Consider the following 25,148-nt stretch of genomic DNA (forward strand, 5'->3'; position numbering starts at 1 on the left):
AGTAATATTGATTCTTCCCAAATCACCAACCAAGTATGAAATAAAGAACGATACTGAAATATATAAAATAAGTAATGTTGCGCTACTTAAAAACTACCCCAAGTAAATTGCTTTCCTGCTTTGGTAACAGGAAAATAGTATTTACCGCACTTACTTTTCTTTTTACTTTTAGTTTTGGATTTGGACAGGCTACTGTTGAATTCTCGCAGGCCACGGGCTCCGATGCGGAGAACACTGGCGGGAATCTTCCCGTACTTTTGATATCTGGAACGGTTACGCTGGCGACCACGGTGACTGTGACGGACGCTGGGACGGGCAGTGCTACCAACGGTGTGGACTATGCCTTCACCAGCCCACAGGTGGTGAACATCCCAGCTGCAATCTATGATGGCACCCTGGGAACTGCGATAGCGGTGCCCACGCTCTCAATAACGGGAGACACCACGGTTGAGCCGAACGAGACCATCGACCTTGCGCTCAGCACGCCCACGGGCGACGCCACCCTAGGCACGCAGACCACGACTACCTATACGATAAACAATGACGACAGCGTCACAGTTGAGTTTTCACAGGCGACGGGTTCTGATGCGGAGAACACCGGCGGCAACCTCCCGGTTCTATTTATTACTGGAACGGTTACCGCAGCGACCACGGTTACGGTAACGGACCCCGGAACGGGCAGTGCGACCAACGGTGTGGACTATGCCTTCACCAGCCCGCAGGTGGTTAACATACCCGCTGCGACCTACGACGGTACTGCCGGCACAGCGATAACCATACCGACGCTCTCAATAACGGGAGACACCACGGTTGAGCCGAACGAGACCATCGACCTTGCGCTCAGCACGCCCACGGGCGACGCCACCCTAGGCACGCAGACCACGACTACCTATACGATAAACAATGACGACAGCGTCACAGTTGAGTTTTCACAGGCGACGGGTTCTGATGCGGAGAACACCGGCGGCAACCTCCCGGTTCTATTTATTACTGGAACGGTTACCGCAGCGACCACGGTTACGGTAACGGACGCCGGAACGGGCAGTGCGACCAACGGTGTGGACTATGCCTTCACCAGCCCGCAGGTGGTTAACATACCCGCTGCGACCTACGACGGTACTGCCGGCACAGCGATAACCATACCGACGCTCTCCATAACGGGAGACACCACGGTTGAGCCGAACGAGACCATCGACTTGACATTGGGCACGCCCACGGGCGACGCCACCCTTGGTACACAGACCACCACGACCTATACGATAAACAATGACGACAGCGTCACCGTTGAGTTCTCACAGGCCACGGGCTCCGATGCGGAGAACACCGGCGGCAACCTACCAGTTCTACTTATTACTGGCACGGTGACCGCAGCGACCACGGTTACGGTGTCCGACGCCGGAACTGGGAGTGCGACCAATGGCGTGGACTATGCCTTCACCAGCCCACAGGTTGTGAACATCCCAGCGGCGACATACGACGGTACTGCCGGTACTGCAATAGCAGTGCCCACGCTCTCGATAACGGGCGATACCACGGTTGAGCCGAACGAGACCATCGACCTTGCACTCAGCACGCCCACGGGCGACGCCACACTTGGCACACAGACGACCACGACCTATACGATAAACAACGACGATAGCGTCACCATCGAGTTCTCACAGGCCACGGGCTCCGATGCGGAGAACACCGGCGGCAACCTGCCAGTTCTATTTATTACTGGAACGGTGACCGCTGCGACCACGGTGACGGTTACGGACCCAGGCACGGGCAGCGCGACCAATGGCGTGGACTATGCCTTCACCAGCCCTCAGGTGGTGAACATCCCCGCTGCTACCTACGACGGCACTGCCGGCACTGCGATAGCGGTACCCACACTCTCCATAACGGGCGACGCCACGGTTGAGCCGAACGAGACCATAGACCTGGCCCTCAGTGCGCCCACGGGAGACGCCACCCTGGGCACTCAGACCACGACTACCTATACGATAAACGACGACGACAGCGTCACAGTTGAGTTTTCACAGGCCACGGGCTCCGATGCTGAGAACACTGGTGGCAACCTACCCGTTCTATTTATTACTGGAACGGTGACCGCAGCGACAACTGTAACAGTTATGGACCCTGGGACGGGCAGCGCTACCAACGGTGTGGACTATGCCTTCACCAGCCCACAGGTGGTGAACATCCCCGCTGCGACCTATGACGGTACTGCCGGTACTGCGATAGCGGTGCCCACACTCTCCATAACGGGGGACACCACGGTTGAGCCCAACGAGACCATCGACCTTGCACTCAGCGCGCCCACGGGCGATGCCACCCTGGGCACGCAGACCACGACTACCTATACGATAAACAACGACGACAGCGTTACCGTCGAGTTCTCACAGGCCACGGGCTCCGATGCGGAGAACACCGGCGGCAACCTACCAGTTCTATTTGTTACTGGAACGGTGACCGCTGTGACCACGGTGACGGTTACGGACCCAGGCACGGGCAGCGCGACCAATGGCGTGGACTATGCCTTCACCAGCCCGCAGGTGGTGAACATCCCCGCTGCTACCTACGACGGCACTGCCGGCACTGCGATAGCGGTACCGACACTCTCCATAACTGGCGATACCACGATTGAGCCGAACGAGACCATCGACCTGGCCCTCAGCACGCCCACGGGCGATGCTACCCTGGGCACGCAGACTACCACGACCTATACGATAAACAATGACGACAGCGTCACGGTTGAGTTCTCACAGGCCACTGGCTCCGATGCGGAGAACGTTGGCGGGAACCTACCAGTTCTACTTATTACTGGCACGGTGACCGCTGCAACCACGGTTACGGTGACCGACCCAGCCACGGGCAGCGCTACCAACGGTGTGGACTATACCTTCACCAGCCCACAGGTGGTTAACATACCCGCTGCAACCTACGACGGCACTGTCGGCACTGCGATAACGGTACCGACACTCTCCATAACGGGCGACACCACGGTTGAGCCCAACGAGACCATCGACCTGGCCCTCAGCGCGCCCACGGGCGATGCTACCCTGGGCACGCAGACGACCACGACCTATACGATAAACAACGACGACAGCGTCACGGTTGAGTTCTCACAGGCCACGGGTTCAGATGTGGAGAACACCGGCGGCAACCTTCCCGTGCTTTTGATAACGGGAACGGTGACAGCAGCGACAACGGTGACGGTGACAGACGCAGGGACGGGCAGCGCGACCAATGGCGTGGACTATGACTTCACCAGTCCACAGGTTGTGAACATCCCCGCTGCGACCTATGATGGTACGGCCGGAACAGCAATAGCGGTCCCCACGCTATCGATAACAGGCGACACCACGGTTGAGCCGAACGAGACCATCGACCTGGCCCTCAGCACGCCCACGGGCGATGCTACCCTAGGCACACAGACCACCACGACCTATACGGTAAACAACGACGACAGCGTTACCGTTGAGTTCTCACAGGCCACTGGCTCCGATGTGGAGAACACCGGTGGTAACCTCCCCGTACTTTTGATAACGGGCACGGTGACCTCTGCCACGACGGTGACGGTGACGGACCCTGGAACGGGCAGCGCGACCAATGGCGTGGACTATGACTTCACCAGTCCACAGGTTGTGAACATCCCCGCTGCGACCTATGATGGTACTGTCGGCACTGCGATAGCGGTGCCCACGCTCTCCATAACCGGCGACACCACGGTTGAGCCCAACGAGACCATCGACCTGGCCCTCAGTGCGCCCACAGGAGACGCGACCCTGGGCACACAGACCACCACGATCTATACGATAAACAACGATGACAACGTCACGGTTGAGTTCTCTCAGGCAATCGGCTCCGATGTTGAGAATATAGGAGGCAACCTCCCTGTCCTGCTTATAACGGGAACGGTCGTTGTGGCGACCACAGTGACGATTACGGACCCGGGCACCGGAAGTGCCACCAACGGGGTGGACTATACCTTCACCAGCCCGCAGGTGGTGAACATCCCCGTGGCAACTTACGACGGCACGGCCGGTACTGCGATAGCGGTGCCCACACTTTCCATTGCTGGAGACACGGCGGTTGAGCCCAACGAGACCATCGACTTGGCACTTAGTGCACCCACGGGCAATGCGGCCCTGGGCACACAGACCACTACGATCTATACGATAACCAACGACGACAGCGTCACGGTTGAGTTCTCACAGGCCATTGGCTCCGATGCGGAAAACACTGGTGGCAACCTTCCCGTACTTTTGATAACAGGCACAGTGACCTCGGCAACCACGGTTACAGTCACTGACCCCGGTACCGGGAGTGCGACCAACGGAGTGGACTATGCCTTTACCAGCCCGCAGGTGGTGAACATCCCAGCGGCTACTTACGATGGGACCGTAGGTACGGCGATTGCGGTACCGACCCTTTCTATTAATGGGGATATTCAGGTAGAGGCCAATGAAACAATAAATTTAACACTGAGTGCTCCTACAGGCGACGCTTCACTTGCAACACAGATCAGCACGACCTATACGATAAACAACGATGACAATGCTGCAGTAACTATTGCTGATGCAAGTGGAGATGAAGATAACGGGGCAATTACAGTTACTGCAACTTTGGATAATCCAGTTGATGGAGGATTTACCGTTCAAGTTTCAACAACTGATGGGACAGCAACTATTGTTGATAACGATTACACTGGGATTTTAAATCAAACTTTAACATTTGCTGGAACGGCCGGCGAATCAGAAACCTTCGATGTCACGCCAAATGTAGATAGTGTTATTGAAGCAGATGAAACGGTTACCATTACAATGGGAAATTTAGGGAATACCGCTTTGACCATTGATATTTCAGACACGGCAACGGTCACCTTTAATAATGATGATTCTTGTGCGGCCGGTAATTCGGCACCAACGCTCGACAATTCGGTGGTTAATGATTTTTGTGATGCATTTACCCAGGATCTTGACACCTATAATAACAGCGCAATACCGCCAGGTTCAGATTTAAGATGGAACACTAGCGCTGATACATCTGACGACACAACATTTTTGTTAACAAGTACGGTAAGTACACCGGGCACCTATTTTGGTTTTTTCTATGATGATCTCAATGATTGTGCAAGTCCGACTTTTAGTGTTACCATAACCCAGAATTTTACACCTTCGGCAGGAATAACTACAAACGTAGCTACTTGCGATGATTCCAATGAAGGTGACAGTGTGGTAGACTTGGATGACCAATTATCTGGTGCTGACGCAGGTAGCTGGGCGTTGACCGATGCTCCCGGAGGCGCATCTATAACCATTAATGCTAGTAACATTGTCAATTTTAATGGACAACCCTTAGGTAATTATACTTTTACATATACTACCACGGGAGCAACAGCTCCTTGTGTTAACCAATCAGTTGATTTAGTTGTAACGGTGCAAGATTGCTTAATTCCATGTAATGCGGGGAACAGCGCACCTAGTTTGGATATGAACCAACCTACGCAGTTCTGTGATCAGATCATTAATGGAGACGGTAGTTTCGTAGATTTAAACGATTATGTCACAAATACTGCTCCCGCGGGAAGTGTGCTTACCTGGAGTACAAATGGTACTGATCCATTGGATACCAACGCACACAGAAATAGTTTGCTGAATCCAAATGCTGATGGACCCGGTGATTATTTTGGTTTTTTCTATGATGCAGTCAACAATTGCGCTAGCCCTGTTTTAACGGTAACCCTTGAGCGATTCGATACACCAACGATTGAAAGTACGGCAGGAGACACTAGGTGTGGCGATGGTACAGTAATTTTGACTGCTGTTGTAAATGATGGTAGCTTTTTGAATTGGTATGATGTACCTTCAGGGGGTACGATTTTAGGAACAGGACCATCATTTGAAACACCAATTCTCACTACAACAACTTCCTTCTATGTTGATGCGACTGCGAACAGTTGTAGCAGCGCCAGAATTGAGGTGATTGCCGAGGTAAATCAAACTCCATTTGCTGGTACACCTACAAATAGAGAAGCTTGCAGTACCGTTGGAAATGGAGGTCCCTCAGTAATAGACTTGGATGGTACACTTACCGGCGCTGACCCAGGAACTTGGGCCTTGATTACCGACCCATCAAATGGAACCCTTTCAATTGGAGCGGACAACAATGTTGATTTTGAAGGTTTGCCGGATGGAAACTATGTTTTTGAATATACAACCACAGGTGCATTAGCTCCGTGTACAAATAGTTCCATACAAGTTACAATTTCAGTAAGTGATTGTATTGTGGACACGGATGGTGATGGATTGACAGATGGTGAAGAAATGGATTTAGGAACGGATCCAAATAATGCTGATTCAGATAACGATGGACTAACTGATGGCGAAGAGGTGTTGGTTGTGGATGACCCAAATACAACAGCGGTTCCAGAGAACGCCACCGATCCATTGGATGCCTGTGATCCATTCTTGACTCCAACATGCAACCCTGACCCTATTGATTTGGATATCACTAAGGAGGTGGACAACGATTCACCTTTATTGAACAGTAATATTACGTTTACCATTACGCTGGAAAATACAACTATGGATAGAGTTTTGGATGTAGTTGTCACCGAAGTGGTAGGGGGGAATACAGGGTTTGATTATGTGTCACACACAACTTCCAAAGGAACCTATGACCAAACAACAGGTGAATGGTCTATTGATGAGTTGATTTCGGAAGAGGTGGTAACTTTAGAAATAACAGTAATAGTTTCTAGCTCAGGATTACTTCAGAACATTGCTACCATTACTTCATCCTTTCCAATAGATGGTGTAGCATCGAACAATGTGGCTACAGTAGATGTGAGGGTAAATCAAAGTCCGTGCAGTGATCCGGGAACTATCTGTAACATATTTTCACCAAATGGAGATGGTATTAACGATACCTTGGTGTTCATAGACCCAAATGGAGATTACCCAAACAATACTATTGAAATTTTTGATCGATATGGTAACAGTGTCTTCCAAATGAATCAGTATGACAGTTCATGGGATGGAACTGGAAGCAATGGGGATTTACCGAAGGGAACATATTTCTATATATTGGATCTAAATGGAGATGGAAGTGAAGTAGTCAAAGGCTGGATTCAAATTTTAAGATAAAGTGGATATGCCAAAAAACATTGGGATACAATTATATAAGCACATAACATTGGCGTTTTTAATGGGCCTTACTTTGAGTACATATGCTCAAAAAGAGCCCCAGTATACCCAATACATGTATAATATCGGGAGTTTTAACGCAGGGTACGTAGGTACTGTGGAAAGCCCTGAGATTGCCGGTTTGTATAGGGCACAATGGGTAGATATTCCCGGAGCTCCGACCACTTTTCGCTTTGGGGCCAATATTCCTTTCGCGAATGAGAAAAGCGGATTGGGCCTCAATGTGGTACAAGACGAATTGGGACCTTCAAAGCAGACTTATGCCAACCTTTCCTATTCATACATGGTCAATCTTTCTGATGACACCAAACTTTCTTTTGGAATGGTTGCTGGAGGTTCGTTCTTAAGTCTGGATTATTCTGAAGGTACTTTTGTAAATCCGGCTGATCCAACTTTGGTAGGTGAAAATCAAAGTAACTTTTACCCGACTGTGGGAGCAGGATTGTTCATGTATGGGGAAGATGAATGGTATCTAGGATTATCAGTTCCAAATTTCCTAACCAATGGACTTTATAATGATGAAGTAGCGACAATTGTGGAAGACAATTTGCAGTTCAATGCAATAGGGGGCTATGTTTTTCAAATTTCGGATAGAACCAAATTCAAACCCGCTTTTTTGATAAATTATTTATCGGGATCACCTGTAAATATAAATTTATCCGCTAACTTTCAATTTATTGATGCATTGACCATAGGTGCATCTTATAGATTTGATAATGCTGTCAGTGGTTTGGCAGGTATTCAAATATCCAATACATTGTTCATGGGATATACATATGACTATAATACCAATGGACTTGGAGAATACGCCGGCGGTAGCCACGAAGCCATATTGAAGTTTTATATAGGACGTGAGAGTTCTGGAAATAGAGGCTCTAGAAATAGAAACAAGGATAGAAAACAAAAAGGCAAACCCAAGCAAATAGATTCCCCAAGATTCTTCTAACATGACGCAAATAACAAAAATATCCCTCACGCTGTCTTTTTTTATTTTGGGAATGATGGCCGGTTTGGCCCAAACTAAAAGGTCCAAAGGAGATACCTATTTCTTTCAATACGATTACAGAAATGCTGTTGTGGCGTACGAAGCTGATCTAGCCCAAGGTTTGTTGACAGAGGAACAATACCTAAACCTTGCCGACTCCTATTTTAAGACCAACAGCTTTGAAAAAGCAGCCAAGGCCTATATAGAGTTATATGAAAAGGATAAATTGGATGATAGACATCATTTGAACAAAATGCTGCAGAGTATCGCAAAGAGTTCTACAAAGGAGAGAAAAGAAGCCTTTTTGACGACCATGTCATCAAAATTTCCAAAGGAGTTTCTTGAGAATATGGAATTCAATGCTCGGTTGTTAAGTGGGGATGCACTGGTTGAGAACTTGGATTTTAGGATTTTTAACTTGGAAACCAATAGTCCACAGTTGGATTTTTCACCGAGTTTTTATGATAACAAACTATTGTTTTCAAGTGGAAGAATTATTGGTAAAAAGAAAAAGTCGCAAGAGCAAGGTTATCTAAATATTTATGAAGCTTCTGTGCAACAGGACGGACAGGTTTCTTCGGCAGTTCCCTTTTCAGGCATCGCCAATTCCAATTTTCATAGGGCCACGCCGAGTTATTCAAAAGAATTGCGTAGTATTTTTTATGTGATGTCGAATTCAGAGGATGGAGAGCTATCCTTTGATGAAAATGGAAAAAATGCCTTGGCGATTGCCATGCAGCAAAAAGGGGGACCGCTTAGACTGTTGTTAAAAGATTTAAGCACATCCTTTTATTATCCATTTTACGATCATAACAATGGAAAGCTTTATTTCGCAGCCAATTTTGATGACGGTTATGGAGGCACGGATATCTATTTTGTGTACACCAACAACGGTCAGATTATGTCGGCTCCAATAAATTTGGGCCCACGGGTAAATTCTTCAGGTAACGAAATAGCCCCGTTTATTTTCGAAAACAGTTTTTACTTCTCTTCTGATGTTTTTTACGGACTTGGAGGAATGGACATCTATAAATCGAATATTGAAGGCGATAATTTTAGTATTCCTGTTAATTTGGGAAAAGGAATTAATTCACCAGAAGACGATTTTGGACTGGTTATGCGAAACGAGGGGGATGGACTTCTAGGATATTTTGCTTCCAATAGGGCGGGAGGAAAAGGAAAAGATGACCTCTACGGATTCAAAGTCGATAAAAAACCGGGATTACGAACACTTGCTCTTAAGGGAAAAGTGGTAAAAACGAATCGAAAATCAGATGTTGTTGGACAAACTGCCGTGCGTCTTTGGGAAACAGACGGTACGCTCTTAGCTGAAACATATTCGGACGATGAAGGAAACTATAGACTTGAAATTCCTTGGAAGAATCAAGTAATTGTGGAGGCTGGAAAAGAGCGATTTTCAACTTTCAACAAAGAACTAAATGAAGAAGAACTGAATTCCATTGACAATGCTGAATATGACATTGAAATAGCTTCTTACGATGATTTGGTGGAAGAAAAAGAAGGGCAAATGGTGGTGAAAATGAATAACTTCTTTTTTGATAGAAATTCTACACAACTAACTCCTGATATTGAAGCTGAATTGGATAAGGCGGTTACCTTTATTAAGGGGTTTCCCATGGTACAGCTCAGAATAGAGACTTATACCGATAGCAGAGGAGGTAGCAGTACCAACTTTAAGCTTAGCCAGGGCCGCTCGGATACCATTAAGGCGTATTTGGTTAAAAACGGTGTTCCTTCCACTAGCATTTTGTATTCAATAGGATATGGAGAGGATAAAATCCTGAATAATTGTACCAATGGGGTTTATTGTCTCGAGATGTTACACAGGCAAAACCAGCGATCATTGATTGTGGTACTGAATGACAACGTACTTTTTAATTGATCAGGCAAGTAGGATCCAGCAATAGTACAATGCAAATAGTGCAAGGAACAGCATGCCAATGTAGGTAAGCCACTGTAATCTCTTTTTAGGTCGATATTCCATAGGCATATCATTGCTCATAACCGTTTTAAGGTTCATCCATCCAATTAATGGGGCCATCACAAATGAAACGAAGGTTGCAAGACCAACCAAATTGCCCATATTGGCACCAAAGCCTACAATTACTATCCAATTTATGATTGCCATAATAATCACGGTGATTGGAAAAGCTTGTTTGCTCGAAAAGGACGTAGTCTCTGGGAAAAGTTTCTGGAGTACGTCTAAACTTACTCGTGATATGGCATCATGGGCGGTCATACACGTGCTGAACATGGTGGCAAAAGCCGCCACAGCAATCATAATATAGGCCCAATTACCAATGTTCGTGGTGAATAGACTAACCACTTGATCCGCAAAAACAACCGCACTTCCGCTCAATTCGGTTCCGGTTCCATATAAGGTCATCCAACCAATAATTAAAAAGAAAATTGCCAAAAATGCAGTCAAAAAGTAACCAAGACCAAACTCTTGAAGAGCTTCCTTGAGAGATGGTTTTACTCTCATTGTTTTCATGTTTTCCATACTCCAAAGACTTACCCATCCCGAAGCTTCCACCGCAGTGGGCATCCATCCCATAAGGCTTATTAAAAACAGAATGCCGACTTCATTGAAAATTTCAGGTCTTTGGTATGATTCTGCACCGGGTACACCTCCTTTGTTAAGTACGACCACCGTGGTAATGATCAATGCTACAAACAAAATGGATATGACCGCTTTCAACGAATTTTCAAGAAAACGATATTTACCAATAATCAATATGGCTCCAATAAAAGCGAACAAACAAAGCGCGACCATTCCCACACTAAGATTGGAAATATTGAACAAATTCATTAATAACCCGGCGGTGACCACATAAAGGGCAGCCAGCAAGGTGAAAATTGAAATTATGGTTACAAAAGCATAGATCCAGAGGTACTTTTTTCCGAGGTTGAGATAACCCTGAATCAAACTTTTTTCGGTAACCGTTGTGTACCGAATACCAAATTCAAAAAACGGATATTTCAAAATATTGGCCAACACGATGGGAATCACCATAACCCATCCGAATTGAGCTCCTGCCTTTGTTGAAAGTACTAAATGGGAAGTTCCAATGGCCATGCTGGCAAACAATAGTCCAGGGCCAAGGTTTTTCAGTAGGATCTTAAGTTTTGACATGAAAGCTAAAAGTACGTCTGACTAAAATAGTATATTTATACAACTCCTTAAAAATCCTTTTAAAACAAGCCTGCTTAAACACATCTCCATGAAATTTCTTGTAAAAATTCTCAAAGGCCTTTTGGTGTTGATCGTATTATTGGGCGTAATCTATGTATTGGGTCCAAAAGTGGACGAACCCAACTTGGATAAGACGCTTCCGGTGGTAACTTCGGAATTATCCGAATTGGAAAAGTGGATACATGATAAGGAAGGGCGGATACCCAATATTAAACCAGAAAATGAATCCCGAATAATTTGGTTCGATAGTATTCCCACAAAAACAGAATATAGCATTGTGTATATCCACGGATGGTCTGCTAGCAGCAAGGAGGGAGATCCAATTCATTTGCAAACAGCGAAGCGATATGGATGTAATTTATATTTACCACGATTGGCCGGTCATGGATTGCAGGAGAAGGAGGGAATGTTGGATTTAACAGCTGATGATGTGTTGGATTCTGCAAAAGAGGCGATCTCGGTTGTTAAACAGTTGGGAAATAAGGTCATTATTATGGCCACTTCTACAGGAGGCACTTTAGCGCTCCATCTTGCAGGAGGGGATGATGATATTGCCGGAATATTACTTTATTCCCCCAATGTTGAGATTTACGACCAAAGCGCAAAACTTTTGACAGGACCTTGGGGAATCCAATTGGCGAAAGCCGTTAAGAAAAGTGATTACTATGAGTTTGAGGCCACGGAAGAAAAGAAGAAATACTGGACCACAAAATACCGGATGGAGGCCTTGACCCAGCTACAGACATTAGTGGACAATACTATGCTTCCGGAAACCTTTCAAGACGTGACACAGCCTACCTTTCTCGGATATTTTTATAAAAACGATTCCATTCAAGATAAAGTGGTTTCGGTTCCTGCCATGCTTGAAATGTACGACCAACTTGGTACTGAAGAAACTTCAAAAAGAAAAATGGCCTTTCCGAATACAGGAGACCACGTAATGACTTGTTCCATAACTTCCAAAGATTTGGAATCTGTTCAACAGGAAACGGAAAAGTTCTTGGAAGAAATTGTTGGGTTACATCCAGCAGAAATAGATTTGGCTGTTGTATCCCAAGAATAATAGTCGGTATTAACTGACAGTTGCTTTTTTGATAGTCGTTCGCTCTCCTGCGATGGTCCATTGCCCATTGATCTTAAAACAAATAAGGAAGGAGGTAGTGAAGTCTTCCGGAAAGTCGACCCTAACAATAGCTAACTTCTGGTGATAGAGGTCTGTGGATAACAGCTTCGTATGATCCGCATTCTTGGAAGCGGTTCCAATATTTTCTAGAAAGTCGCTTTTACGGATGATTTCGATCTTGTTTTCAATGGTTATGACCTTTTTGTCCCAGTTTGGATGTAACATTTTGTCCAGTGCTTCCTGATCTTCCCTGCTGACTGCTTTAAAATAATTGGTCATTAATTCATCAACTTCTGAAAAGTTGGAAGAACCTCTCTGACCAGAACTGGATGGCTCCATGGTCGCCCATAGTTTATCCATAAGCATCCATTCCCCATTTAGTTTATAAAGGAAAAAGCTCGTGGAACTCTTTTTGTTGATGCGAACAAAGGCAAGATTGTCATTGGCAAACCCGATGGTTGTAAAAGCTCTATGCTTGGCGTAACCAGGATATGGCCCATGATCACGGACCCTTTTTATAAACTTTTGTTTGTTTTCTATGTTCAAGGTGGCCTCTTCAGGAGTGTCGGTATCACGCATAAACCAATTTTTATGGAAAACCTCATCCAAAAGGTCAAGATTGGCCTTTTCAACCCCCTCGTAATATTTTGCCATCTGATTGTAGATTTCTGACAAGTTTTTTGAATGCTGTTTCAGGTTGTCCGAATTGAAAATATAGGGGGGGTGATCAGTATCCTCCTGCTTATTTGGACTTTGTGAAAGTCCGGAACAAGAAACCAAAAAAAACAGTGCATAGATAAAGTGCTGACTCAACTTCTTGATGGGATAAATATAATCGGTCATTGGTATTGGATTAGGAGGATGTCTCTGTGTTATAACTGTTTTCTATAAAGTTTGCGCTGGTTTCCCAGTTCTCTTGAAGCAGCTTAGCAGCTTTTGTTATGTTCTTATCCATCAGGGAATTCAGGATGGCATAATGGGCATGAATTGATTTTTGATGATTTTTAGGATTGTCCATGTACTGAAGTTCGTAAAAGAAGACACGTACCTTAAGATCCTTCAGAATGTTGCGTATGACTTCATTATCGTAATTACGCACTAACACGTCATGAAACTGGAGATCCAACCGTACAGCTTCCTGCTTTGTGGAAGCTTTTTCAAACTCAGATTGAATAGAGGCCAAGGTTGTGATTTGGCCCGGGCTAATAGTGGATTGTTCCAAAGCCAGCTTTTCAAGGGCGTAAATGGCCGGATAAATACTCTGGGCTTCTTTTGAGCTCAACTGGGGAATGTAAAATCCCCGATTGGGAATGTTCTTTACGATTCCGGTACGCACCAATTGCACCAAAGCTTCTCGAATAGGGGTGACACTTACCGTTATGTCCCTGGATAGTTCGGCCAACGAAAGCTTTTGTCCGCTTTTTACCTTCCCATGTAGCATTTGCTCCTGCAGCCAATGACTAATCTGTTCCCGTAAGCTTATGGTTTCAATCATAATACCAATATAGTATATAATATACGATTTAACATAATTATTGATTATAAATCCAGAAATTTTAACAAAGCGGTCAACTCCCGTATGGGCTTTTTTCGTTGACCCAGCCTGAAAAAAACTGTTTTAAAAGTTTAAGCTGTGTTAAATTTTTGGGGATTATTTTGCTTACTAGACGACTGGTCATATATTTGCGACGTAAATGGAATTGAAAACGATAAAAGGCGAGCAAAAAAGTGATACCCTTATAGAAAAGGGTATGGAAATTCTTTGGTCCAAAGGGTATAATGCCACCAGTGTTAACGACATTGTACAGGCTGCTGGAGTCCCAAAGGGCTCTTTTTACTTCTATTTCGATAGCAAAGAGGATTTCGCCGTGAAGGCTATCGAAGCATACTTTGAACAGCATTTTACACCGGCGAGGGAGATACTGATGCAACCATCCAAATCCCCGAAACAGCGATTGATGGAGTTTTATGAATTCCGAACCGATGTTTTGAAGAATGAGTTGGATTGCAAAATGGGATGTCTTGCTTGCAGTTTGGGTAGCGAAATGGCGGAACATAGTGAGAAAATAAGAAAGGCCATTGTACTCAAAGAAGAAGTTATTCATGGAATAATTGCGGAGGTTGTTGAAGAAGCCCAGAAGCAGGGTGAGATAGATGACACCATTGCTGCCAGGGATATCGTTGCATTTTTTGAAGATGCCGGTAAAGGTGCCATGACTTCAATGAAAGAAATGAAAAGTAGTTATCCGATTGATAATTACATGGTCATGATCAAAAGATTCATGTTCAGTTAATTTTTTTTGATTAAGTACTAGATGACTGGTCAATTAGTATGAATTGAAATAAAATCAAAAGAAGATAAAAACTATTGCCAAAGTAATAAATGACCGGTCAGTTAGTAGTAAAAATTTAATACATAATTGTCCAATTGAATAGAGATAAATCGTCTAAAACTAAAATCACTTATAAACCTTACAATGAACGCAATTCAAAAAACCAAAAATGCAGCCAACCAGTTTGCCAAGAACTGGGCGAATTTTGTAATCAAGTACAAATGGCCTGTTTTGATCTTGTCCATTTTGTTGGCCATGGGACTGGGTTCCCAAGGAAAAATGGAATTCGATGGAGATTACCACGTATTTTTCAGTGAATCAAATCCTGAACTCGAAGCATTCGATGCCCTCCAGGAAAAATACACCAAAGATGACAATATCATTGTTGTTTTGGCTCCTAAAAACGGGAATGTTTTCACCAAGAAAAATTTGGTGGCCATAGAGGAACTCACTGCTGAGGCATGGAACACACCATACTCTTCAAGAGTAGACGCTGTGACCAATTTTCAACATACCAGTGCCCAAGGAGATGATCTTTATGTGGATGATTTGGCTTACGACTCTGCAAACAAGACTGTGGAGGAGATCAAAGAAATTAGGGAGATAGCCCTCAAAGAGCCGCTCTTGATACATAGAATCATCAATGAGGAAGGTAGCGTTACGGCAATCAACATCACCGTAAGGCTGCCCGGAGAAGATAGTGCCGCTGAAATTCCTGAAGTTACTATTGCTACAAGGGATATGATTTCAAAATTCAAGGAAAACCATCCAGAGTTCGATGTTTATACCACCGGACTGGTTCCGCTGAACACAGCTTTCTTTGAGTCATCACAAAAAGACTTAATGCTTACCATGGTCATGTTGTTGCTTGTGGTCGTTGTTACTTTAATCTTGACACGAAACATTTTTGCCACCATTGCAACTTTGTTTGTCGTGATTTTTTCCATCGTAAGTGCGGTCGGATTTATAGGTCTCAACGGCATCAAACTAACTCCGCCATCGGCTGTTTTTCCAACCATGATTCTGACCTTGGCAGTTGCAGATAGTATTCACATCCTTATCACTTTTCTACAAAAAGTACGTAAGGATGGGTTGAGCAAGAAAGACGCTTTGGTAGAATCTATGAGACTCAACTTTATGCCTGTTTTTATTACCAGTCTTACCACGGTCATTGGTTTTCTAACCATGAATTTTGGAGACGTGCCTCCTTTTTGGGACCTAGGGAATATCGTTGCTTTCGGAATGGGGATGGCTTTTCTTTACTCCACAACTACCTTACCTGCTTTAATGTCCATTTTCCCAATCTGGAAATCAAAAAAGGCGGTTGAGCGTGAAGCGGCTAAAACAGGATTGTATACCAACCTGGGTAGATTGGTGGTTCAGCAGCCGGTCAGATTGACCATAGTTTCCACTCTTGTTATAGGTATTCTCACTTTCTTGGCTACCAAAAATGTTTTCAATGATGAGTTCGTTGAATATTTTGATACCACTGTTCAGTTCAGACAGGATAGTGATTTTATAAACGAAAACCTTACTGGTTTTTATAATGTTGAATTTTCTGTTGGAAGTGGTGAAAGTGGGGGAATCAACAATCCTGAATATCTAAAAACGCTTAACCAATTTGAAGATTGGTTGGAAGAACAACCCGAGGTAGTACACGTTAATGCATTTAGCGAAGTGGCCCGTAGGGTGAATCGATCCATGCATGGTGACGATGAATCCTTCTATAAGGTTCCTGAAAACAGGGAAGAGGCTGCACAATACTTATTACTATATGAGCTTTCATTGCCTTTTGGCCTCGATTTGAACAATCAAATCAACGTGGATAAATCGGAGTCCAGGGTTACGGTCACTTTGAAGAATAATTCCAGTGCCGAGATGATCGCATTTTCAGAACGCTCCGAGCAATGGTTGAAGGACAATGCTCCTGAATCCATGCATGCCATAGGAGTTAGCCCTACCCTGATGTTCTCAAAACTTGGATTTAGGCAAGCAGAGAGCATGTTCAAGGGGAATATCATAGCGCTGATCCTTATTTCATTGGTGCTGATGATAGCCCTAAGAAATGTGAAGCTGGGACTGTTGAGTATTATTCCCAATGTAACTCCAGTATTGGTTGGTTTTGGATTATGGTTCCTGTTTAAGGGGACAATCAACACAGGAATGGTAATTGTTTTTGGTATGACCCTGGGAATCATTGTCGACGACACAGTGCACTTTATGAGTAAATTTTTAAGAGCACGACGCGAGTTGGGGTATGATGCCAAAGCTGCCATCATTTATGCCTTTGAGACTGTTGGTAAAGCATTGGTGACCACTACACTTGTGCTGTTGGCAGGTTTCGTGGTTTTGTCGACCTCTACCTTCGCGCTGAACAGTTATATGGCCAGAATTACGGTAATCATCATTTTGGCAGCCCTTATCATAGATTTTATTCTTCTGCCCTCCTTATTGATTTTAACAAGTAAAGAGAAAAAAGAAGAAGTGGTTACTGCCAAAATGCAAATGCAATTAGACAAATAAACATAAACACAAATAATCGTTTTAAAATGAAAAGAAATAGTTTTTTAATCCCAATAATAATGGCCTTTGTGGTGTCTTCGACCTTTGCCCAATCAGCAGAAGAACGCGGTCTTCAAATTGCCAAGGCGGCAGAAAAGGCAGACGAAGGGTTCGGAAGTTCAATAGTGGAACTCAAAATGACCCTTAAAAATAAGAACGGACAGACCAGCGAGCGGTTTTTGACCACCCGCACCTTGGAATTAACCGAGGATGGAGATAAGTCACTGATCGTTTTCGAAAGTCCAAAAGATGTAAAAGGAACGGCAACCTTGACCTTTACCCATAAAGTAGGTGCCGATGATCAATGGCTGTATCTCCCTTCAATAAAAAGGGTAAAACGTATTTCTTCAAATAACAAATCAGGTCCCTTCGTCGGTAGCGAATTTGCCTATGAAGATCTTTCCTCCCAAGAGGTGGAAAAATATGGATACAAATTTTTAAAGGAGGATGGAGATCTGTTGGAAGTGGAACAAGATCCCGTGGACCCTAAATCGGGTTATACTAGAAGGGTGGTTACCTACAACAAGAGCAAGGGATATCGTTTGGAGAAAATCGAGTTCTATGATCGAAAAAATGCCTTGTTGAAAACCTTGGTCTATAGCGATTATAAACTGTATAAAAACAAGTTTTGGAGAGCTGCCACATTCAACATGGTTAACCATCAAAGCAATAAGGAAACATTGCTAAAATTTGGGGAATACAATTTTGGTGCGGATTTAGCGGATGAGGACTTCACCGAAGTAGCGCTAAAGAGGGCTGGAAACTGATTCCTTCGCGTTTTCGACTAACTCGATAACAACATGGCCAGGGTGTTGGTTTTGTAAGCTTTTGGATGGGATTGTGATTGTACGGCTTGCGGATTAAATACCTTGGTCTTGATTTTTAATTCTAATGTAATTTTTCATATGAAATACGGTCAATTTTTTGGTCTGACCACAATGGTTTTGTGCATTTTTCAGGGAATCGCCCAAGAGTCCAAAGAAAGTAAAACCACCCACGAATTTGAATTGGAACTTGAGGCCGAATACCGTTATTTTTTTAACGAGGCCCAGTTTCCTTCACAATTGGACCATTATCCAGCTTTGGCATTTCGCCCAGAGTATTCAATTGAATGGAATGAAGGCTATGAAAGTGTGAATTTCACCGGTTTTTTAAGGTTGGACCGCGATGACGAACGAACCCATTGGGATATTCGTGAACTCTACTACCAGAAAGCCAAGGATAACTGGGAATTAAGTGTCGGATTAAAAAAAGTCTATTGGGGAGTGGCGGAGAGTAACCATTTGGTGGATATTATCAACCAAACCGATGCTGTGGAAACCTTCGATGGCGAGGAAAAATTGGGTCAACCCATGGTACAGTTCAGCTATATAACGAGTAAACTGGGAACTTTTGATTTTTTCTATTTGCCTTACCATAGGAAACGTACTTTTCCGGGAGAGAAAGGAAGATTGCGTTTTGGAACTGTGATTAATCAGGATGATTTGGGTTATGAAAGTGGGGCACAGGAATGGAGACAGGACTTTGCGGTACGTTGGAAGCACTATTTTGGAATTTTTGATGTCGGACTTTCCCATTTCTATGGCACGGGAAGAGAGCCTTTGTTCGTGTTCGATCCTTTGGGAAATATAACATCGTTTTATCCTGTAATCCACCAGACTGGGCTGGATGTGCAAATTACCCATAACGCGTTTCTATGGAAGTTGGAAGCCATTTACCGAAATGCGGATGCCCAAGATTTTACGGCAATGGTGGCCGGACTCGAATATACCTTTAGCAATATTGATGGAAATGGACTTGATATTGGACTACTGGGGGAATACCTGTACGATGAACGTGACGAACTTTCATTGAATGCCCTTCAAAATGATATTTTCTTTGGAAGTAGATTGGCGTTTAATGATATTCAGGATACTTCAATTTTGATAGGAGGAGTGACGGATTTAGAGTCAAGTAGCAAGATTTTTAGCTTGGAAGCTTCACGACGGTTTGGTTCCAATTGGCGAGCTGAAATTGAAGCTAGGGTGTTCAGTTCTATTGCCGACGAAGAATTGATTTTGGGGAACTTCAGGGAAGACAGCTTTTTAAGATTTACCATTTCACGCTTCTTTTAGAGGATTAGCCACTGACTTTCAAAATATTAGGAGATGTAACTTTGTTAAAATGGAAGTTGACAAGTTGGATTTTTTATAAATTCCTTGGAAAGCTCACGTGAGCATTTTATATTTACCTATCGAAAATTGAGAATGAAAGGTTCCATAACCATCAAGGATGTCGCGCGTGAGTTGGGGATTCACCACGTAACCGTCTCTCGTGCATTGCGGGATACCGGTTCTGTGAAGCCGGAGACACGTGATTTGGTCAAAAAGAAAGCCATCGAGCTGGGATATAAACCCAATCGTCTGGCCCAGGACTTTAGAAACAAGCGTAGTAATGTTCTGGCCGTGGTAGTTCCCGATTTACGACCCTATTTCTTCTCAAAGTTTGTCTCGGACTTTATGGAGATAGCCAAGGAGGAAGGATATTCGGTCATGATTTTTCAATCTGGGGAAAAACCCGGTATTGAGAAAGATATTATTGATTCGCTAATCGGTTATAGGGTCGCTGGTGTTGCTGCGTCGGTAACCAAGGATACGGTTCATGACAGTCATTTCGATATACTTAAAGAAGAAAACATTCCATACGTTTTCTTTGACCGTGCTCCGGAAGAAACACAGGCATCACAGGTTGTGGTCAATAATTTTCAAGGAGCCTATGATGCGGTGACCGCGATGATCAAATCGGGAAAAAGACGAATAGCCTATATTTCGACCCGGTATCGTCATCAGATATTTCGTGACCGTTTGGCGGGGTATAAACAAGCGCTAAAAGACAACAACCTGACATGCGCTGATGAGCACATTATTGAAGGAGGTTTTTTTATGAAAGATGGCTATGAGTATGCACAACGGTTGATGGAATTAGAGGAAAAGCCAGATGGAATTTTAGCCGTGAGGGATGAGATGGGTATTGGCGTCATTAAATATTTAAAAAAGAAGGGCTTTCGCGTTCCTGATGATGTAGCCGTTATTGGTTTTGACAACGATCCCATGGGTATTGCCTGCGAACCTGAATTGACAACGGTGCAACAGTCCATTCCCTCAATGGTAGCTAGCTCGTTTGAGCTGCTATTGGCTCAGATAAAAAGCGATACCATAAGTTTTGAAAAGAAAATCATAGAACCAAAAATCATATTTAGAGGCTCTGCGTAGTTTTTTGACGCAAAGAGCACACGTGAGCATTTTAACATCTTGATCAAAAGAATTTTATAACTTGACTATTATGTTCAAATTCAAGGATATCATAAGAAAAACAATACAGGGGGGAACGCTATGTTTGCTGTCTGCTATCCTTTTTTCTTGTGGTAATTCTGATACTGCTTATGAACCACTTCCCAAAACAGTGGACTTTAATTTTCACATTCGTCCCATCCTTGTCCAAAACTGTTATTTATGCCATGGCCCGGACCCAAGTAGTCGAAAGGCGGATTTGAGATTGGATACTTACGAAGGAGCCACTGCGGCACTTAAAGAAGGTGGTTTTGCCGTTGTGCCTGGAAAACCAAATAAAAGTCAGCTAATGTTCCGGATCAACCATGAACATGAAGATAAGATCATGCCTCCCCCGGAAACCAATAGCAAACTAACCCAAAGGGAAAAAGACCTTTTGGAAAAGTGGGTCAAACAGGGTGCGGAATGGAAACCACATTGGTCGTTCATCAAACCCAGTGTAAATGAAGCGGATAAAAATGCGAATATCGATCAGTTTGTTGATTATCAATTAGAACAAAAAGGGCTCGTTAAGGCATCCATAGCGGATAAAAATACGCTTATTAGAAGGGTGGCTTACCTGTTAACAGGACTTCCTCCATCTGCAAAGGAAGTCGAAGATTATGTTTTGGATAGCTCAGGTGATGCCTATGGGAAAATGGTGGACAGTTATTTGAATTCCCAAGCCTTTGGCGAACGATGGGCCCGACATTGGATGGATTTGGTCAGATACGCAGAAACTAAAGGTCATGAGTTCGATTATCCTATTACAGGTGCATGGAAATACCGTGATTATCTCATTAGGGCCTTTAACAACGACATTCCCTATGACCAACTATTGAAAGAACATTTGGCAGGAGATCTTTTAGAGGAAAAAAGATACGATAAGGAAACTGGAATCTTGGAATCACAGATAGCCACGGCTTTTTATGCTATGGGCGAAGGTACCCACAGCCCGGTCGATATTAAACAGGATGAGGCGAATCGTATTGATAACATGATTGATGTTACCACGAAAACCTTTCAAGGTTTGACGGTGTCCTGTGCAAAATGTCATGACCATAAATTTGACCCCATTACCGCTGCGGACTATTATGCCATGTATGGTGTTATGGAAAGTACTCGTTTTACACCTCTGGATGCAGATCTTTCCACGTCTAAAGAAATCACTGCAAACGAAATATTGGATATCCAGAAGTACGCGAAAAAGACAGTGGCGGAAAAATTACTGGCAACAACGACCAACCCTTCAACCGTTAAGTCTGAATCCAACACAACTACTGGCTTCAAGAAAATTGGTGATTTTAGAAATGCAGACTTTGGCAATTGGGTAACCACAGGCCTTGCCTTTGGAGATGGAACAACGCTGGGAAATCCAAATATCAACATATCCACAGGAAAATTGTTGGCGCTGGATGAGGGAAGGGCCACTAGCAAGGCTTTTGGCACAGGAGTTTTGGGAACATTGCGATCCCCAGATTTCATTTTGGATGCTGATTTTATAGGTGTTCGTGCTAGGGGAGAGCAAAGTACAATTCGAGTCATTATCGATAATTTTCAATTGATACAATGGCCCATTTATGGAGGGCTTACCCAGAAGGTTAAAAGCGCAGCGTGGAAGAATTATTCGTTTAACGTTGAACCTTGGAAGGGACATAAGGCCTATATAGAAATTCTACCTGGGGAATACCAACAACATAATTATAGCTTACCTCCAAATGCATTTGTCGATGCCCAATATGCCATTTCATACAATGCTAAATGGCCTAATGAGGTAAAAATTTCGGATGATAAAACCGCTTTAACAGATTTTTCATCGGAAATGGTTGGTGCGATCAACACCAATATCAAAAAGGGAGGGCTAAATCTTCGTTTTCCTGAACTGATAACTGCTATAGACAGCGCTAAGAAACTCTATGAACCCCTGAAAAGTGGTTCGTTCATCTATGGAGTATCAGATGGTTCTGCGACAGATAGTCCAGTTTTTATTCGAGGGAGGTATCAAGAACCTTCCGAAGAAAATGTCCCTCGAAGGTTTTTATCGGTATTGCCTGCGGGCGATACACCTTTTCAATCCAACGGTAGCGGTAGATTGGAGCTGGCTGAAGCTATGCTTCACACGGATAACCCGCTTACTTCAAGGGTAATGGTCAATCGCATTTGGCATCATCTTTTCGGAAAAGGAATTGTTGAGACGGTGGACAACTTTGGGCTTCAAGGGAAATTGCCTTCCCATCCCCAGCTATTGGATCATCTGGCCATAAGGTTTCAAGAGCAAGATTGGTCCATTAAAGAGATGGTCAGGTATATCGTTACCTCTGAAACATTTAAACGAAGTACCTCAAACAATCTTGAACCCTCGGACAAGGACCCAAACAATATCTATTTAGCTTCTTTTCCAATTAGAAGGTTGGAGTCCGAAGCCATCCGTGATGGAATTCTAGCAGCTTCTGGTACTTTGGATGCCACACTTTACGGCCCTCCGGTTGCAACCTACCTAACGGAATTTATGGGAGGTAGGGGAAAGCCTAAAGAGTCTGGGCCATTGGATGGTGCCGGCCGAAGAAGCATATACCAAGAAGTAAGACGAAACTTTTTGGAACCTATGATGACCACCTTTGATCGTCCAATACCGTTTACCACTTTTGGCCGTCGAGACGTCACCAATGTACCTGCGCAATCCCTTATTCTGATGAACGATCCTTTTGTAATTCAGCAATCGGAGATTTTGGCACAGAAGCTTTTGGCGGAGAAGGATTTGTCCTTTGACCAAAAGATTGAATGGATTTATATGCAGACGTTTTCAAGAAAACCAACTGAAAAGGAAATTGATAACGCTTCCAAATTTATGATTGCCATCAAAGCGATGAAGGACATCGACGAGATGGATGAAAACAAGGACTTGGAAGTATGGAAGGAGTATTGCCATAGTATTTTTAACCTTAAAGAATTTATATACCTGATCTGATGAGTAAGTACCATAATTTTATGCGAAAACCGCTTTCACGTCGTGAAATGCTGAGCATATGTAAAGGCGGATTTGGATCTCTTGCCTTTATGAGCCTATTCGGGGTCACCACTTTTTCCTGTGGGCGCTCTAAAGGAGGACTACTGGATACAGGTTCGAACTTACAATTGGGACCCCATCACCTTCCGAAGGCCAAAAACGTGATTTTCCTGTATATGGATGGAGGTGTTTCGCAAGTAGATTCCTTTGATCCCAAACCGCGACTTACCAAGGAAAACGGACAGGATCCGCGAAAGAAATTCAAGGTTGATGCCACGCAGTTCGATAATGTGGGCAAAATTTTGAAGAGTCCATGGGATTTTAAACAATATGGGGAATGTGGAATGCCGGTAAGCGACCTTTTTCCACATATAGCAACCTGTGTGGATGATATCGCCCTAATCAGGTCTATGACCTCCCAATTTCCAGAACATACCAATGCCAACTACTTTTTGCATACGGGAAGCGGCCTGCAAGGAAGACCAAGCATGGGTTCTTGGATGACCTATGGTTTGGGTAGCGAAAACAAAAATATTCCCGGTTATGTGGTTTTGGATGGGGGGCTGATACCTCCAGGAGGACTTGATAACTTTAAGAATGGCTTTTTACCAGCTTCCTATCAGGCATCGATACTTAGGGCAGGTCCGCAACCTGTGGCCAACATCATTCCTAAAGAGGGTATTCCAAACCTACAGGAGAAAAAACTGGATTTTATCAAACAATTGGATGATAAACAGTTGGAAGCTCTTGGGGAGGCCGATGCAATAGAATCAGCAATCTCAAATTATGAATTGGCCTATAAAATGCAGTCGTCGATTCCTGAATTGACAGAATTTAAGGAAGAAACCGAAGTGACCAAGAAATTATACGGATTTGATTCCGATGATCCCCACACAAGAGGGTATGCCGCCCAATGCTTGCTGGCACGTAGATTGGTGGAAAGAGGAGTTCGATTTATTGAATTGACATGTCCAAAAGTAAGTGCCGATCGTTGGGATCAGCATGGAGATTTAAAAGACGGTCATGAGAAAAATGCACACGCTGTGGACCAACCCATCGCCGGTTTGATAAAAGATCTTAAATCGAGAGGATTGTTGGAGGAAACCTTGGTAGTTTGGACCGGGGAATTTGGTAGAACCCCATTTGCCCAAGGATTAAATGGACGCGATCATAATCCTTCGGCATTTAGCATGTGGATGGCAGGAGCTGGAATAAAGGGAGGTACCATTTTTGGGAAGACCGATGAATACGGATATCGGGTGATAGAAAATGAAGTGACCGTCCACGACCTTCATGCTACTATAATGCACTTAATGGGGATAGATCATGAGCGCCTTACCTTCCGTTTTGGAGGGCGGGACATGAGATTGACCGATGTTCATGGCCATGTGATCAAGGATGTTTTAGCATAAAAAGAAAT

General features: G+C 44.1%; 14 protein-coding genes. 11 read left to right on the plus strand and 3 right to left on the minus strand.

Annotated elements, in window-relative coordinates; all coding sequences use genetic code 11:
- The first annotated feature begins 74 nt into the window (after positions 1–74).
- The 3 genes from ACULLH_RS05450 to ACULLH_RS05460 are packed head-to-tail and all read left to right on the plus strand — an operon-like array spanning position 75 to position 10,081.
- Entirely contained in the window at positions 75–7,133 is a 7,059-nt protein-coding gene (locus ACULLH_RS05450) for a T9SS type B sorting domain-containing protein (protein ID WP_454087708.1), read from the plus strand.
- A gap of 7 nt (positions 7,134–7,140) precedes the next feature.
- Positions 7,141–8,139: a PorP/SprF family type IX secretion system membrane protein gene (locus ACULLH_RS05455; protein ID WP_454087709.1), complete on the plus strand. Its 999-nt coding sequence runs from the start codon at positions 7,141–7,143 to the stop codon at positions 8,137–8,139.
- Position 8,140: 1 nt separating this feature from the next.
- The gene (locus ACULLH_RS05460) at positions 8,141–10,081 is read left to right on the plus strand and encodes an OmpA family protein (protein WP_454087710.1); all 1,941 of its coding nucleotides are present in this window, start codon (positions 8,141–8,143) and stop codon (positions 10,079–10,081) included.
- On the opposite strand, the gene ACULLH_RS05465 is transcribed toward ACULLH_RS05460, so the two are convergent.
- Positions 10,082–11,335 carry an NRAMP family divalent metal transporter gene (locus ACULLH_RS05465; protein ID WP_454087711.1) on the minus strand — a complete coding sequence of 418 codons (1,254 nt, stop codon included), beginning with the start codon at positions 11,333–11,335 and terminating at the stop codon, positions 10,082–10,084.
- 88 nt (positions 11,336–11,423) lie between these two features.
- Between ACULLH_RS05465 and ACULLH_RS05470 the strand changes: the two genes are divergently transcribed.
- Positions 11,424–12,458, plus strand: a complete 1,035-nt coding sequence (locus ACULLH_RS05470) for an alpha/beta hydrolase (RefSeq protein ID WP_454087712.1) — start codon at positions 11,424–11,426, stop codon at positions 12,456–12,458.
- A gap of 9 nt (positions 12,459–12,467) precedes the next feature.
- Here the strand turns inward: ACULLH_RS05470 and ACULLH_RS05475 are convergent, their stop codons facing one another.
- Both ACULLH_RS05475 and ACULLH_RS05480 read right to left on the minus strand, forming a co-directional pair.
- Positions 12,468–13,361 (minus strand): nuclear transport factor 2 family protein, encoded by an 894-nt coding sequence (locus tag ACULLH_RS05475; RefSeq protein ID WP_454087713.1) that lies wholly within the window; start codon positions 13,359–13,361, stop codon positions 12,468–12,470.
- A 10-nt stretch (positions 13,362–13,371) separates the two neighbouring features.
- The gene (locus ACULLH_RS05480) at positions 13,372–14,013 is read right to left on the minus strand and encodes a GntR family transcriptional regulator (RefSeq protein ID WP_454087714.1); all 642 of its coding nucleotides are present in this window, start codon (positions 14,011–14,013) and stop codon (positions 13,372–13,374) included.
- A gap of 199 nt (positions 14,014–14,212) precedes the next feature.
- Here ACULLH_RS05480 and ACULLH_RS05485 point away from each other — a divergent pair, with 199 nt between their 5' ends.
- The 7 genes from ACULLH_RS05485 (at position 14,213) to ACULLH_RS05515 (ending at position 25,140) form a co-directional block, all read left to right on the plus strand.
- Complete coding sequence (locus ACULLH_RS05485; RefSeq protein WP_454087715.1) at positions 14,213–14,812, plus strand: TetR/AcrR family transcriptional regulator; 600 nt, start codon at positions 14,213–14,215, stop codon at positions 14,810–14,812.
- A 183-nt stretch (positions 14,813–14,995) separates the two neighbouring features.
- Positions 14,996–17,374 carry an efflux RND transporter permease subunit gene (locus ACULLH_RS05490; RefSeq protein WP_454087716.1) on the plus strand — a complete coding sequence of 793 codons (2,379 nt, stop codon included), beginning with the start codon at positions 14,996–14,998 and terminating at the stop codon, positions 17,372–17,374.
- Positions 17,375–17,400: 26 nt separating this feature from the next.
- Positions 17,401–18,180 (plus strand): outer membrane lipoprotein-sorting protein, encoded by a 780-nt coding sequence (locus tag ACULLH_RS05495; RefSeq protein WP_454087717.1) that lies wholly within the window; start codon positions 17,401–17,403, stop codon positions 18,178–18,180.
- 138 nt (positions 18,181–18,318) lie between these two features.
- Positions 18,319–19,527, plus strand: coding sequence for a hypothetical protein (locus ACULLH_RS05500; RefSeq protein WP_454087718.1), 1,209 nt, complete (start codon positions 18,319–18,321; stop codon positions 19,525–19,527).
- Positions 19,528–19,659: 132 nt separating this feature from the next.
- A complete protein-coding gene (locus tag ACULLH_RS05505) occupies positions 19,660–20,664 on the plus strand; it encodes a LacI family DNA-binding transcriptional regulator (RefSeq protein ID WP_454087719.1) in 1,005 nt (334 codons plus the stop codon).
- Between the two features lie 70 nt (positions 20,665–20,734).
- Positions 20,735–23,689, plus strand: a complete 2,955-nt coding sequence (locus tag ACULLH_RS05510; RefSeq protein ID WP_454087720.1) for a PSD1 and planctomycete cytochrome C domain-containing protein — start codon at positions 20,735–20,737, stop codon at positions 23,687–23,689.
- Positions 23,689–25,140, plus strand: coding sequence for a DUF1501 domain-containing protein (locus ACULLH_RS05515; protein ID WP_454087721.1), 1,452 nt, complete (start codon positions 23,689–23,691; stop codon positions 25,138–25,140). The genes ACULLH_RS05510 and ACULLH_RS05515 overlap by 1 nt, the downstream gene beginning before the upstream one ends.
- Positions 25,141–25,148: the final 8 nt, after the last annotated feature.

The sequence above is a fragment of the Flagellimonas sp. 2504JD4-2 genome (genome assembly GCF_053642935.1).